Origin of the sequence: Curtobacterium sp. PhB146, from assembly GCF_004342995.1 — a bacterium.
Taxonomy (GTDB): Bacteria; Actinomycetota; Actinomycetes; order Actinomycetales; family Microbacteriaceae; genus Curtobacterium.
Genome location: NZ_SMBN01000002.1, coordinates 545284 through 559534 on the forward strand (window position 1 = coordinate 545284; position 14251 = coordinate 559534).

A 14251-nucleotide genomic window follows, 5' to 3' on the forward strand; every position below is an offset into this window, starting at 1 on the left:
GCTACGAGCGGAAGTCGCGCAGCTTGTCGAGCACCAGGTCGGCGAGCTGCACGAGTCCGCGGATCTGGTCGTCGTCACGGTCGACCCAGCGGCACTCGGGCTCGTCGGCGACGGGGACGAAGCCGTCGTGGCGCTCCCAGACGAACAGGGTGCGGTCGGCACCGAGCACGTACTGCTGCCACCAGATCTGCCGCAGGTAGTGCCGGGGGATGCTCCGCCAGCCCTTCGCGGTGGTCTTGATCTCGGCGAGCACCACCCGCGAGCCCTGGACACCGACGCCGTCGGGGGTCGCGAGGTGCGCCCGGTTCGCGGCGGCGTGGAACAGGTGCGCCGAGGGCTGGATGCCGTGCGTGGCCGCGACCCAGGCGGCGATGTGGGGCTCGCGGTCCTTGCCGTGCTCGGTGAACGCGTTGCCGGAGAACCGTGAGCCGTAGCGCTTCTCGGTGACGACGGCCTCGACCGCGTGCAGCGAGGCGAGCCGAGCGACGTCGGTCGCGGTGATGCCCGCGGCGCGGGCGCGGAGCCAGGCGAAGCGGTCCGAGGAGTGCGCGACGATCCGCTCGGTGTGGCCGCGCAGGGCGGTGAACGCGTCGCGCCCGGGGACCGCAGCCGGCGTGGCGGAGGCAGACAGCTCCTCCAGTCCGGGGTCCAGGTCGCCCCACAGGGTGGGCTGCACGATCGTCACCCGTCGATTCTCCCCCCGACCACCGGCAAGACCGAATCCGACGCGCTCACGAGGCGCAGCGCACACGTCAGGAGACCAGCTCACGCCCCTCGGCGTAGGCGACCAGCTCGTCGACCCCGGCGGGGGAGAGCGCGTAGCCGATCGCGAGCGCCGCTGCGCCCTGCAGCGCGGCGAGCGACCCCGCACGCGACTGGGCGATGACGAGGTGCTCGGTGGCGAGCGGCATCGACCGCGAGTAGACGACCTCGCGGACGCCGGCGAGCAGGTGCTCACCAGCCTGCGTGATCGAGCCGCCCAGGACGATCACCGACGGGTTCATGAGCGAGACGCACGTGGCGAGCACCTCGCCGATGTCGCGGCCCGCCTGTCGGACGGCGTAGATGGCGTCGAGGTCGGTGCGGTTCACCAGGTCCAGCACGTCGGCGCCAGTGTGGGCGTCGTGCCCCTTCGCACGCAGGGCACGGGCGATCGCCGGACCGGACGCAACCGCCTCGAGGCACCCGGTGTTGCCGCAGTGGCAGGGGACGTCGCCGGCACGGGACACCCGCACGTGGCCGATGTCACCGGCGGTGCCCTGGGCGCCGCGTTGCAGTTCGCCGTCCGACACGATGCCGGACCCGATGCCGGTGGCGACCTTGACGAACAACAGGTGGTCGACGTCGGGCCAGCCGTGCTCCCGTTCGCCGAGGGCCGCGATGTTCACGTCGTTGTCGAGCAGGACGTGCGCCGCGATGTGCTGGCGGAGCCACGACGGCACGTCGAAGCCGTCCCACCCGGGCATGATCGGGGGGTTCGCCGGGCGTCCGGTCGAGAACTCCACCGGACCGGGCACGCCGATGCCGATGGCGATGACGTCCTGTCGGGCGCGGCCGACCTCGTCGAGCAGCTCGTCGATGGTGGCGACCAGCCACGACAGGGTCTCCACCGGGCCGGCGGCGATGTCGATGCGCGTTTCGCGGGTGGCGAGCGGGGCAGCGACCAGGTCCGTGACGGCGACACGGCCGTGCGAGGCGCCGAGGTCGGCGGCGATCACGAGCCGGGCGCGGGGCTTCAGCGCCACCTGGGCCGGCGGCCGTCCTCCGGTGGAGACGGCGGTGTCGACGGGGCCGACGAGACCGACCTCGATGAGGGAGTCCAGGCGCACGCCGATGGTGGAGCGTGCGAGTCCTGTCAGTGCGGCGAGCTCGGCCCGGGTCCGCGGCACGCCGTCGCGGAGGATCTGGAAGAGCTCGCTCGTCCCGACCGGAGGCGACGCTGCCGTCCGAGTCAAGTCGACCATGGGGGGAGTGAAGCACACATCGAACGCGCCACGCAACGAAGTTCGTCGACCTTCCACGAACTTCTGCTTGACCGCCGACAGAAGTGGTCATAGTGTGACGCTCGGTCAGTGACGACCGCACCATCTCGACGAGGAGAACCCCTGGTGACCCAACCGATCTCGGTTCAGCTCTACACCGTCCGCGACGCCCTCTCGGCCGACCTGCCCGGCACGCTCCAGCGCATCGCCGACATCGGCTACACGAACGTCGAGGCCTTCGGCTTCGTCGACAACGCCGACGAACTCGCCGCCGCGCTCCGCGACGCCGGCCTCGCCGCCCCGAGCGGACACGCACGACTGCTGGACGCCGGCGAGCAGGACCTCGAGCGGATCTTCCACGCGAGCGTCACCGTCGGACTCGGCACCCTGATCGACCCGCACATCGACGAGGCCCGCTGGACCACCCGCGAGGACGTCGAGGCCATCGCCCGCGAACTGAGCGCCCTCGCACCCCGCGCGGCCGACCACGGCCTGGTCCTCGGCTACCACAACCACGCGTTCGAGTTCTCGAACCGCATCGACGGCGTCAGCGCCTACGAGGTCTTCGCCGACGCGCTGTCCGACGACGTCGTGCTCGAGCTCGACACCTACTGGGTCAAGGTCGGCGGTGACGACCCGGTGGCGATCATCGGCAAGTACGGCGACAAGATCGAGTTCCTGCACGTCAAGGACGGCGACGGCTCCCACGACGACGACAAGCAGGTCGCCGTCGGCAACGGCATCATGCCGATCCGCGAGATCCTCGCCGCCGCACCCGACGCACTCCACGTCGTCGAGCTCGACGGCCACGAGGGCGACGTCTTCCAGGCGGTCGCCGACTCCTACACGTTCCTCGAGGGGGCCCGCGCATGACCGACACCACGGCGTCCACCGCCCTCGACAGCAGCACCCGGACCGGCCGCGTCGGCGTCGGCGTCATCGGCGCCGGGGTCATCTCCGACCAGTACCTGTCGAACCTCACCGTCTTCCCCGACGTCGAGGTGCGCTTCATCGCCGACATCGACCTGCCGCGCGCAGCCGCCCAGGCCGAGAAGTGGGGCGTCGCCGGGTCGGGCACCGTCGAGGAGCTCCTGGCCGACGACGACATCGAGATCGTCGTCAACCTCACGATCCCGGCCGCCCACGTCGAGGTCGCCCTGCAGGTCCTCGCCGCCGGCAAGCACGTGTGGGGCGAGAAGCCCTACGCCCTCGACCGCGAGAGCGCGACCGAACTCCGTGACGCCGCACGCGCCGCGGGCAAGACCGTCAGCGTCGCACCCGACACCTTCCTCGGTGCCGGCCTGCAGACCGCGCTCCGCACCATCCGCGACGGCCGCATCGGCAAGCCGCTCAACGGCCTGACGCTCTTCCAGAGCCCCGGCCCGGAGTCCTGGCACCCGAGCCCCGAGTTCCTCTTCGCGTACGGTGCCGGCCCGCTGTTCGACATCGGCCCGTACTACATCACCACCCTGGTGCAGACGTTCGGTCCGGTGAAGAAGGTCACGGCGACGGCGTCGAGGTCCCGCGCCACGCGCACGATCGGCTCCGGCCCGAAGGCGGGCACCGAGTTCCCCGTCGACGTCCCGACGAACCACTCCGCGCTGATCGAGTTCGAGGACGGCGGGAGCGCGCAGAGCGTCTTCTCGTTCGAGTCGGACCGCGGTCGCACGGGCGTCGTCGAGATCGCGGGCGAGACCGGCACCGTCGTGTTCCCGGACCCGAACAACTTCGACGGCGACACCGAGCTGTACGCGCTCGGCGCCGAGGAGCCCGAGACGATCCCCGCGGTCGGCTCCACCTACTCGCGCGGCACCGGCGTGGTCGACCTCGCCCGCTCGCTCCGCGCAGGCGACGAGAACCGGGTCCCCGGTGCCCTCGCCTTCCACGTCCTCGACGTGATGGTCTCCATCGCCGAGGCGGCAGAACGTGGCGAGGCGGTGCTCGTCGAGAGCACCGTGTCGCCCTCCCAGACCCTCCCAGAGGGTTGGGACCCCGCGGAGCAGACCCTGGCCTGACCGGCCCGGATCCGCCCCGCACACCACAGCAGCACCCGAAGATCCATCCCGCACCACCCCTGCACCATCCCTGCACCATCTCAACGACGAGAAAGTAGAGAGTCATGCGCACTGCCATCCGCGCACTGGCCATCACCGCGGCCGCCGCACTCACCGTGACCGGCCTCGCAGCCTGCTCCTCCGGATCGTCCGGTTCCTCCGGCGACTCCAAGACGCTCACCTACTGGGCGTCCAACCAGGGCACGTCGCTCCAGAACGACAAGGAGGTGCTGACCCCCGTCCTCAAGAAGTTCACGAAGGAGACCGGGATCAAGGTCGACCTCCAGGTCATCGGCTGGAACGACCTGCAGACGAAGATCCAGACCGCCGTCACCTCGGGCCAGGGCCCGGACGTCGTCAACATCGGCAACACCTGGGCCACCTCGCTCCAGGCGACCGGTGCGTTCCAGGAGTACGGCGACTCCGAGATGAAGGCGATCGGCGGTGCCGACAAGTTCGGCAAGGTCGCGCTCTCCACCGGTGGCGCCCCCGGCAAGACCGTCACGAGCGTCCCGCTCTACGGCCTCGCGTACGGCCTGTACTACAACAAGTCCATGTTCAAGGACGCCGGCCTCGAGGCACCGACCACGTGGGAAGACCTCACGGCGGACGCCAAGAAGCTCACGACCGGCGGCAAGTACGGCTTCACCATCGCCGGTGGTTCGTACACCGAGAACTCGCACTTCGCGTTCATCACCTCGGCGCAGAACGGTGGCGAGTGGTTCGACAAGGACGGCAAGCCGACCTTCACCGACAAGGCGAACGTCGACGGCATCAAGCGCTACCTCGACCTGATGCAGTCCGACAAGGTCGTCAACACCTCGAACGCGCAGTACGACAACGGCACGCAGGCCGTCTCGGACTTCGCGAACGGCAAGGCCGCGATGATGCTGACGCAGAACAACGCGAACGCGACGATCACCTCGCAGGGCATGAAGACGGACGAGTTCGGCGTCGTGCCGTTCCCGACCACCGCTGACGGCGCGGACATCGCGTCGTTCCCGGCCGGCATCAACCTGTCGATCTTCAAGAACACGAAGAACAAGGACGGCGCGCTCAAGTTCGTCAAGTACATGACGAGCGCGGACACGCAGACCACGCTCGACAAGCCGTACTCGGCCCTCCCGGTGCTCGCCGCCGCGGCTGACTCGGTCACCGACGAGCAGACGAAGACGTTCCTCGACATCTACAACAACAAGGCCAAGCCCCTCCCGCTGGTCCCCGCCGAGGACCAGTTCGAGTCCACCGTCGGCAAGGCGATGAACGACATGTTCGCCAAGATCGCCACCGGCGGCTCCGTGTCCGACAGCGACATCAAGACCGCGCTGCAGACCGCCCAGGACCAGGTGTCCCAGGCGAACGGCTGATCCAGCCAGGAGGCCCGGGGCGCGTCCGCAAGGACGCCCCCGGGCCTCCACCCCTCGCGTCCACAGCCGGACGCGCCGGGGCAGGTCGTCACCGGCCCCACAGCCCCAGAGCCGGCCATCCGCCGGCAGTGAGCGTCCCGTCTCACGCACGCCGTGCCTCCCGTCCGCTGCCACGGACCGGAGTGCGAAGCACCCGAACCCCCTCCTGCCGAAAGGCCCCCGCCCATGTCCACGACGGTCCTGCCCGATGCGGAGCGCATCGACCTGACGCACACGAAGGGCTCGACGCTGTCGGGCCGTCCGCCAGGTCGCAAGCGCAAGACCAACTGGCTGCCCTACGCGCTCGTCGCGCCGGCCATCCTGTTCGAGCTGCTCATCCACATCGTCCCGATGCTCACCGGCATCTGGATCTCGTTCATCCAGCTCACCAAGTACTTCATCGCCAACTGGGGCGCTGCACCCTTCGCGGGACTGCACAACTACTCGGTCGTCGTCGACTTCGACCAGGCGATCGGCAAGGGCGTCCTGCACTCCTTCCTGATCACCTGCGGCTTCACGGTGCTCGTCGTCGGCCTCTCCTGGACCTTCGGCATGGCCGCCGCGGTCGCACTGCAGAAGCCGTTCAGGGGCCGCGGGCTGTTCCGCACCCTGTTCCTGGTGCCGTACGCGCTGCCGATGTACGCCGGCATCATCACCTGGAAGTTCATGTTCCAGCGTGACTCCGGCGCCGTGAACCACGTCCTGGTCGACCAGTTGCACCTGTTCAACGGCACCGGCCCGTTCTGGCTGATCGGCTCGAACGCCTTCGTCTCCGTCGTCGTCGTGGCGATCTGGAAGACCTGGCCCTTCGCCTTCCTGATGCTGATGGCCGGCCTGCAGTCCGTGCCGAACGACGTGTACGAGGCCGCCTCGGTCGACGGTGCGAAGCCGTTCCGGCAGTGGCGCTCGATCACGCTACCGATGGTCCGCCCGGTCAACGTGACGCTCGTGCTCGTGATGTTCCTCTGGACCTTCAACGACTTCAACACGCCGTTCGTGCTGTTCGGCTCGACCGCGCAGCCCCCGGCCGCGGACCTGCTGAGCTTCCACATCTACAACGCGTCCTTCATCACCTGGAACTTCGGCTCCGGTGCCGCGATGAGCGTCCTGCTCCTCATCTTCCTGCTCATCGTCACCGGCATCTACCTCGCCGTGACCAACCGGAGGTCCGTCCGTGCGTGAGACATTCGGCGCCAAGTCCTTCAAGGTCGTGACCCTGGTCATCCTGACCCTGTTCACGGTCGTGCCCCTCTACGTGATGATCACCACGGCCATCAAGCCGCTCGGTGACGTGCAGAACGACTTCACGTGGATCCCGACCAACATCACCATCCAGCCGTTCATCGACATGTGGTCGACGGTGCCGCTCGGCAAGTACTTCGTGAACTCGCTCGTGGTCTGCACGGTCGCCACGGTGTTCTCGCTGATCATCGCGACGTTCGCCGCCTACGGTGTCTCGCGCTGGAACTTCAAGGGCAAGAGCACCTTCACCACCGCGGTGCTCTCCACCCAGATGTTCCCCGGCGTGCTGTTCCTGCTCCCGCTGTTCCTCATCTTCACGAACCTCGGGAACTCGCTCGGCATCCAGCTCGTCGGCAGCTGGACCGGCCTGATCATCACGTACCTGACCTTCACGCTCCCGTTCTCGATCTGGATGCTCGCCGGCTACTTCGAGACCATCCCGCGTGAGCTCGACGAGGCCGCGATGGTCGACGGTTCCGGCCCGATGGGTGCCCTGTTCCGGGTCATCCTGCCCTCGGCCCGTCCGGGTCTGGTCGCGGTCGGCATCTACTCGTTCATGACGGCCTGGGGCGAGGTGCTCTTCGCCTCGGTCATGACCAACGGCGACGGGCAGACCCTGGCGGTCGGTCTGCAGCAGTACTCCACGCAGACGAACGTGTACTGGAACCAGATCATGGCCGCGTCCCTGGTCGTGTCCATCCCCGTGGTCATCGCGTTCCTCATCGTGCAGCGCCAGTTCGTGGCCGGCCTGACCGCCGGTGCGGTGAAGTAGGCAGCTGGCTCGACCCCAGCTCCAGCTCCAGCTCCAGCTCCGCGAAAGCGACAGATTCCCGGCGAACATCGCCGGGAATCTGTCGCTTTCGCGTACCGGTCCGTGCCGCCCGGGCAGGATGGGGCGCATGAGTGGAGCGCGCGGGCGGCAGCTGCTGCCAGGACAGACCAGCCGGGTGCACGTGTACGACGTGGCGTCGCGGACATCGCGGCTGGTGTTCGAGTCGAGGACGGTGCTCGTCGAGGCGCCGAACGTGCTCGACGACGGCACCCTCGTGCTGAACGGGAACGGCGACCTCTGGCTGCTGCCGCGCCCCGACGGCGGCACGGTGCTCGACGAGACCGCCCTCGTTCCGGTGCCGATGCCCGGCGTCCCCGAGATCAACAACGACCACGTGCTCGACCCCTCGGGCAAGTCGGTCGTGGTGAGCGGCCGCGACGGGGACCTGTACCGGGCGCCCGTACCGGCCGGGGGAGCGGCCGCGACCCTCACCGACGTCACCACCGCGCTGCCGGTCGTCCGGAAGTTCTACCTGCACGGCATCGCCCCGGATGGGGAGACCCTCGCGGCGATCGTCGGGGAGCGCACCGAGGCGGGCGTCTGGACCACCGACGTCGCACTCGTCGACCCCGCCACCGGCGAACCGACGTTCCTGACCCGCGACGAGCACCCCGACGACGGCGTCTCGTTCGCGGGCGAGATGCTCGTGTGGAACTCGGAGCGGTTCACGCCGGGCACCGCGCAGCTCGTCGCGCTCTGGCCGGGGGCGACCGACCCGGTCCGGATCACGAACGACGACCGGGTGAACTGGTTCCCGCACGTCTCGCCGGACGGGGAGCACCTGCTCTACCTGTCCTACGAGCCGGGGGTGCAGGGCCACCCGGCCGACCACCGCGTGGAACTGCGGCGGCTGCCCGGGGTGCTCGTCCGCGGCGCCCGGATCATGCCGGTGCCGGAGACCCTCGTCGTGCTCGACGGCGGCCAGGGCACGGTCAACGTCCCGCCGTGGTCCCCGGACTCGCGCTGGTTCGCCTACTGCGACTACCCCGTGGGTCGAGACTCGGTCTGAGCGACAGTCCTCGGGCTCGTGGCAACGAGGACTGTCGCCCGCCGCGAGACTCGGGTCACCTCAGACCTCGCGCACCTGCCCCTGCTTGAGGTGCAGGCGACGCTCGGCCCGCTTCGCCACCCACGAGTCGTGCGTGACGATGACGACCGTCAGCCCGCGTTCCTTCCACTGCTTCTCGATGAGCCCCATGATCTCGTCGCGGGTGCCCTCGTCGAGCGCGCCGGTCGGCTCGTCCGCCAGCAGCACGCTCGGGTTCTTCACCAGGGCACGGGCGATCGCGACGCGCTGCTGCTGCCCGCCGGAGAGCTCGGCCGGCAGGTGCTCCATCCGCTCGCCGAGCCCGACCTCGCGGAGCGCCGCCGTGGCCCGCTCGCGGATCTCCGAGCGTGCTCGGTTCGCGAGCGACCCCGCGAACGCCGTCTCGACGTTCTCGAGCGCCGTCAGCGTCGGGATGAGGTTGAAGCTCTGGAACACGAAGCCGATCTCCGTCGCCCGCAGGTCGGTCAGCGCACGGTCGCCGAGCTTCGCCACGTCGCGGTCGCCGCCGAGGTGGATCGAGCCGGCCGTCGGCCGGTCGAGCGCTCCGAGCATCTGCAGCAGCGTCGACTTTCCGCCGCCGGTCGGCCCCTGGATCGCCACGAGCTGTCCCTGCGGGATCGTCAGGTCCACGTTCGTCAGGGCGGTGACGGTGCGGTTCTTCTGCTTGTACGTCTTGCTGACGTTGGTCAGCCGGTACATCGGACTGGAGGCGCGGCTCGCCTCCGCCTTGCCGGGTGCGGTGTCGGTGCTGGTCACGGTCACTCCTTCTGGTCGCGTGCTCGGGGTCGGTGCGGGTCCGGCGGTCGGCACCGCGCCGGTGGCGGGGCCGGGCATCAGGCCACGCTCCGCAGGGCCTCGGCCGGACGGAGCTTGCTCGCGCGCCAGCCGCCGAGTGCGCCGGCGATGAGGCCACCGAGGATCGCGAGGCCGATCGCCAGCAGGATCACCTCGACGGTCACCGGGGCGTGCAGCGCCACGTCGGTCGTCGACGCGGTGCTCGCGCCGCCGCCGAAGCCGCCGGCCGGGGCGCCGCCCGTCGTGCCGCTGCCCGCGGCCGCGGTCGCCGCGCCACCGGGCATGCCACCGCCGCCACCTGCGCCGCCGCCACCGGTCGTGCTCGAGGCGCTCGCCGAGATGGTCGGGCTGATGATGTTCACCACGAGGATGCCGATCAGACCGGCTGCTGCGCCGAGGACACCGCCGATGAGGCCCTGCACGAGGGACTCGCCGGCGACCTGCCGGGTGATGCGGCCGTTCGACCATCCGATGGCCTTGAGGGTGCCGAACTCGCGGGTGCGCCTCGTGACGCCGGAGATCGTGAAGAGGATCGCGATGAGGAACGCCGCCGCCAGCACCACGATCGACAGCCAGGTGCCGAGGTTCGAGACGAGGCTCGACGCGGTGCTCAGCGAACCGGAGACACTCGACGCCAGGTCGGACTCGGTCGAGACCGTGGCGGTGGTGAGCTTCTGCTGCAGGGCGGTCTTGATCGCGCTGACGTCCGACGAGGACTCGGCGGACACGTAGATCGAGGTGACCTTGCCGTCGAGGTCCGCCAGCGCCTGCGCGGTGTCGAGGGGGATGTAGGTGTTCGAGCCGGTCGTTGACGACGAGCCGGTCGAGGTGACGATGCCGATCACCTCGAAGTCGGTGCCGCCGATGTCGACGGTGTCGCCGACCGCCTTCGACTCGCTCTTCGCGTAGGACGCGTCCAGCACGACGACGTCCTTGCCCGCGTCCTTCGCGGTGAACGTGCGGCCCTTGGTGAGCTCGGTGCTGGTCAGGGGGCCGACGGCGTCGCCGGAGACCGGGATGCCGGTCACGGTGAACGAGTCGACGTTGAACGAGCCGCCGCCGAAGCCGCCGCCCTGGCCGGAGTCGCCGCTCGGCGGGCCCTGCTGGGTGGAGCTGTCCGTGCTGCTGCTGTCGGAGCTGCTGCTGTCCGTGCTGCTGCCGTCGGTCGACTGCTGGACCTGCCCCGAGAACGTGCTGTTCTCGAGGGTCAGGACACCGGTCGCCGCCTTGACGCCGTCGGTGCCCGTCACGGTCGTGAGGTTCGCGGCGCTGAGCGTGCTCGTGCCACGGGCGACGGCGAGCCGTGACTGCGACAGGTCGGTCGAACCGCTGCTGTCGCTGTCGTCACCGCTCTGGCTGCCGAAGTCGAAGCTCGGCCGACCGGAGCCCGACGCGCTCGGGGTCGTCGTCTTCGTGACGGTGATGTCGGTGCCGACGCCGTACACGGACTGCAGGACGCTGGACTGGGCCGCCTTCACGCCGCCCGCGATCGAGGACACGATGACCACGAGGGCGATGGCCAACGCCATGCCGATCGCGATGATGACGGTCTGCTTCTTGCGGTTCGTGAGTTCGCGCCTGAGGTACGTCAGGAACATGGTTCTCCTCGGTGGTGGCCGGCTGGGGTCACCGGCCGCGCAGAGCGCACGGCGGGGCCGACGGAGGAGAACGTAGGCAGCCGGTCAGTGGCCGCCCCATCGGCAGCCTATGAGCTGTCTAAGGGGCCCTCAGCTCGCGTCGCCGTACTCCCGGCGCAGGTGCTCCGCGTAGCCGCCGGGCGTCCGGCCGGCGAACCGACCGCTCGTCACCACCGGCAGGTCGACCGTCGCATCGACGCGGAACCCCATCGCGTGCGCCCGCTCGACGAGCCGGACGTCCTCGTGCTCGGGGACGGGGTCGAACCCGCCGAGCGCCAGGTACGCCGATGCCAGCACGCCGAGGTTCGCGCCGTGCACGTGCCCGAGCGCGGCACCGGGCGGGTGCGCCTGCGTCCACCGGGCGAGCACGACGGGGTCCAGGTCGTCCGGGTCGGGGACGACGGCGCCGACGAGCACGTGCGCCCCGGACCGGAGGGCGTCGGCCTGCTGGACCAGCCAGCCCTCCGGCACCCGCGAGTCCGCGTCGGTGTGGGCGAGCCAGCGGGACGCCGGGTCGGCAGGATGCTGCCGGAGCGCGTGCGTGGCCCCGATGGTGCGCGCCCGACCGACGCCGACGTGGGCGGTCGCGACGACGTCGACGGGGAAGCGCTCGACGACCGTCGCCGTGTCGTCGGTGCAGCCGTCGAGCACGACCGTCACCGAGACCGCCACGTCGGGGTGCTCCTCGGCGAGTCGGGCGCGGGCGGCGAGCAGGGCGTCGAGGCAGGCGGCGATGCGGTCTTCCTCGTCGTGGGCGGGCAGCACGACGTCGATCCGCGTGACGCCGGAGGGCGCGGTCACCGGACGAGTCCCTCGGCCCGTGCGACCGACACCACGCCGGGGCCGGGCAGCACGCTCAGCACGAAGTCCGGTTCGACGTGGCGGACGAGCGCCGGTCGTGGCCACCGTTCCGCGAGCCGGGCGTCCACCGCGTCACCGCTCGACACCGCCTCGTCGTCGGGGTGGCGCCAGTGGCAGGAGACCAGCACGCCGTCGTCGTCGAGCGACGCCAGCACCCGGTCGATCGTCTCGTCGAGGTCGGCGGGGGACAGGTAGTAGCCCACCTCGGACATCACGACGAGGTCCCACCGACCCGTCGGCCACTCGGCGGGCAGCGAGGCCTGCACGAACCGGGCCCCCGGCGCACGGACGGCAGCCCGGGCCAGCGGCGCTGCCGAGATGTCGGTGCCGAGCACGGCGTCGGCCCGTTCGGCGAGCGCTGCGGTGAGGACGCCCGTGGCGCAGCCGAGCTCGAGCGCGGACCGGTACCGCTCGCGGGGGAGCGCGGCGAGCGTCACCGCCCGCTTGCGGCGTTCGTACCAGGAGCGCTCGAAGTCCCAGCCCTCCGGCTTCCGCTCGTAGTGCGCGTCGAACGACTCCCGCGAGCGCGATGCCGTCGGCTCGGGCGTGAAGAACCACTCGGTCGACCGCAGGTGGTGCGCGGCGTGCCGGTCGTCGATGATCGCCTCGTCCCCGGCGGCACCGGACAGCGGGCGGACCTGCGAGGCGTAGGCGTCGAGGGCGGCGCGCTTTCGCTTCCGGACGGCGTCGGCCAACGGCAGGACCGTAGCTCGGTCCCACGGCTGTGCGGACGCAGACGGGTCGTCCCAGTGCCACGCCCAGATCGGGTACGTCAGCAGCGACACCTCGTCGGCCTCGGCGGTGACCGCTTCGGCGACCTCACCAGCGATGCGGTGGTCCCGGTGACCGTCCCCGCGCCACGGCGCCACCACGAGCGTCGGCCGCACCGCGTCGTCGAGCGCTCGCCGCAGGGCGTCGGTGACCTCGTCCCGGTGCTCCCGCGTCCCGCCGTCGGGGATCCCGACCGACGACGCCGTCGCCCCGGGGTGCAGCGTGGCGAGGGCCCGGGTGAACTCGTCGTCGCGCACGATGGCCAGCTCCGACGCCGTCGTGGTGGGGGAGTCCGGGTGCGAGCGCTCGCCGCGGGTGAGGAGCACGACGTGGGTGGGGAGTCCCGCGTCGGCTGCGGTCGCGATGAGCCCGCCGGCACCGAGGGTCTCGTCGTCGGGGTGCGGCGCGAGGACCACCACGGAGCCGATGCCGTCCAGGTCGAGGGGTGTGGCCGACAGTGTGTCGAGGAACGGTGTCCACGCCGCGGGGTCGGTGCCCGGCTCGCGGTGGTCGAAGCTCACCACGCGACACCGCCGCGCTCCGTCACGATGCGGCCGATCCGGGCGAGGTCGCGGGCCCCGTGGTCCTGCAGCACGTAGAGCTCGAGGTCGGCGACCCGCGCCGCGACCGCGGGGTCCGAGGTCAGGGGAGCCGGTCCGACGGTGGCGACGACCCGCTCACGCACGGCGTCCACCGCCCGACGCACCCGGGAGCGCACCGTCTGGGCGAGCAGCGGCCAGTCGACCTCGGCGGCGTCGGGCTCCCCGGACCGGTCGATCCGTGCGGCGGCGTCGGCGAGGGCGTCCTCGGCGTCCGCGAGGTCGAGCACGGTCGCACCGAGCGCGGCCTGCAGCAGTTCGGACTGCGGGTGGGCCGCAGCCAGCGCGCGCAGGACCCGGCCGAGGCCCACCGCACCGCCCCACCAGCACGCGGCGACGCCGATGCCGCCCCACGCGAAGCCCGGTCGCCGCAGGTACCAACCGGGTGCACCGACGAGCCGTGCCGTGGCACCGTCGAAGTCCACCGGGCCGCTCGGCACGTCGGGCATGCCCCGGGCGACCCAGGCCTCGTCGTGCGCGGTGACGCCGTCCTGCCGCAGGTCCACCGCGACGAGGACACGGTCGTCGCCGGCGTGCGCGGTCACCAGCGCGTGCGACAGCGTCGACGCGAGGGAGCACCACGGCTTCGTGCCGGTGAGGAGCGCCGTGCCGTCGTCCTGGAGCGCGGCCTCGAGGCGGAGTCCCGGCCCCTCGGCAGCGAAGACGCCCCAGGTCGAGTCGGCGGGGACCGGCACGTCGGCCTGCTGCAGGATGCCGAGCGCGTCGAGGTGGGGTTCGACGGTGCGGGCGGTCGCGACGTCGCCCGCGGCGACGGCGGCGAGTGTGGCGAGGAAGCCGCCGGCGGTCCCCGCGGACAGGAGCGGGGTGGTGGCGGCGAGTGTGCGCGCGGCCGTCAGACGCTCTGCCGGGCTCGAGCCGGGCCTCCCGGCCGTCTCCTCGATCCCCGCGGTGTCGACGTGCCTGGCGGACGGTGGCCAAGCGGAGGATCGCAGCATCCCCCCAACCTACGAAGGAGCGGCCGAGTGCCCTCGGAGCGATCCACAGAGCGCGGAGGGGCGGTCCA

At 71.0% G+C, this 14251-nt stretch carries 13 protein-coding genes; 6 read left to right on the forward strand and 7 right to left on the reverse strand.

Annotated elements, in window-relative coordinates; genetic code table 11:
- Window position 1: 1 nt before the first annotated feature.
- Complete coding sequence (locus tag EDF33_RS11095) at window positions 2-685, reverse strand: YqaJ viral recombinase family protein (RefSeq protein ID WP_123938623.1); 684 nt, start codon at window positions 683-685, stop codon at window positions 2-4.
- 67 nt (window positions 686-752) lie between these two features.
- A complete protein-coding gene (locus tag EDF33_RS11100; protein ID WP_207906678.1) occupies window positions 753-1964 on the reverse strand; it encodes an ROK family protein in 1212 nt (403 codons plus the stop codon).
- Window positions 1965-2108: 144 nt separating this feature from the next.
- On the opposite strand from EDF33_RS11100, the gene EDF33_RS11105 reads away from it, so the two are divergent.
- The 6 genes from EDF33_RS11105 to EDF33_RS11130 all read left to right on the forward strand — a co-directional run bounded on the left by EDF33_RS11105 (window position 2109) and on the right by EDF33_RS11130 (window position 8525).
- On the forward strand, window positions 2109-2855 hold the full coding sequence (locus EDF33_RS11105; RefSeq protein ID WP_111084257.1) for a sugar phosphate isomerase/epimerase: 747 nt from the start codon (window positions 2109-2111) through the stop codon (window positions 2853-2855).
- The gene (locus EDF33_RS11110; RefSeq protein ID WP_131879285.1) at window positions 2852-3997 is read left to right on the forward strand and encodes a Gfo/Idh/MocA family oxidoreductase; all 1146 of its coding nucleotides are present in this window, start codon (window positions 2852-2854) and stop codon (window positions 3995-3997) included. The genes EDF33_RS11105 and EDF33_RS11110 overlap by 4 nt, the downstream gene beginning before the upstream one ends.
- 104 nt (window positions 3998-4101) lie before the next feature.
- Complete coding sequence (locus EDF33_RS11115; RefSeq protein WP_123938625.1) at window positions 4102-5403, forward strand: sugar ABC transporter substrate-binding protein; 1302 nt, start codon at window positions 4102-4104, stop codon at window positions 5401-5403.
- 225 nt (window positions 5404-5628) lie between these two features.
- Entirely contained in the window at window positions 5629-6624 is a 996-nt protein-coding gene (locus tag EDF33_RS11120; protein WP_111084254.1) for a sugar ABC transporter permease, read from the forward strand.
- A complete protein-coding gene (locus EDF33_RS11125; RefSeq protein WP_111084253.1) occupies window positions 6617-7456 on the forward strand; it encodes a carbohydrate ABC transporter permease in 840 nt (279 codons plus the stop codon). Before EDF33_RS11120 ends, EDF33_RS11125 begins: the two co-directional genes overlap by 8 nt.
- 127 nt (window positions 7457-7583) lie before the next feature.
- On the forward strand, window positions 7584-8525 hold the full coding sequence (locus tag EDF33_RS11130) for a biopolymer transporter Tol (protein ID WP_132100049.1): 942 nt from the start codon (window positions 7584-7586) through the stop codon (window positions 8523-8525).
- Between the two features lie 60 nt (window positions 8526-8585).
- On the opposite strand, the gene EDF33_RS11135 is transcribed toward EDF33_RS11130, so the two are convergent.
- The 5 genes from EDF33_RS11135 to EDF33_RS11155 all read right to left on the reverse strand — a co-directional run bounded on the left by EDF33_RS11135 (window position 8586) and on the right by EDF33_RS11155 (window position 14183).
- On the reverse strand, window positions 8586-9263 hold the full coding sequence (locus EDF33_RS11135; RefSeq protein WP_111084468.1) for an ABC transporter ATP-binding protein: 678 nt from the start codon (window positions 9261-9263) through the stop codon (window positions 8586-8588).
- A 134-nt stretch (window positions 9264-9397) separates the two neighbouring features.
- A complete protein-coding gene (locus EDF33_RS11140) occupies window positions 9398-10957 on the reverse strand; it encodes an ABC transporter permease (protein WP_132100050.1) in 1560 nt (519 codons plus the stop codon).
- Window positions 10958-11086: 129 nt separating this feature from the next.
- Window positions 11087-11797, reverse strand: coding sequence for a glycosyltransferase (locus tag EDF33_RS11145; protein WP_165918794.1), 711 nt, complete (start codon window positions 11795-11797; stop codon window positions 11087-11089).
- Entirely contained in the window at window positions 11794-13149 is a 1356-nt protein-coding gene (locus EDF33_RS11150; protein WP_243692436.1) for a bifunctional PIG-L family deacetylase/class I SAM-dependent methyltransferase, read from the reverse strand. The genes EDF33_RS11145 and EDF33_RS11150 overlap by 4 nt, the downstream gene beginning before the upstream one ends.
- Window positions 13146-14183 (reverse strand): acyl-CoA/acyl-ACP dehydrogenase, encoded by a 1038-nt coding sequence (locus tag EDF33_RS11155; protein WP_132100053.1) that lies wholly within the window; start codon window positions 14181-14183, stop codon window positions 13146-13148. Before EDF33_RS11155 ends, EDF33_RS11150 begins: the two co-directional genes overlap by 4 nt.
- Window positions 14184-14251 lie beyond the last annotated feature (68 nt).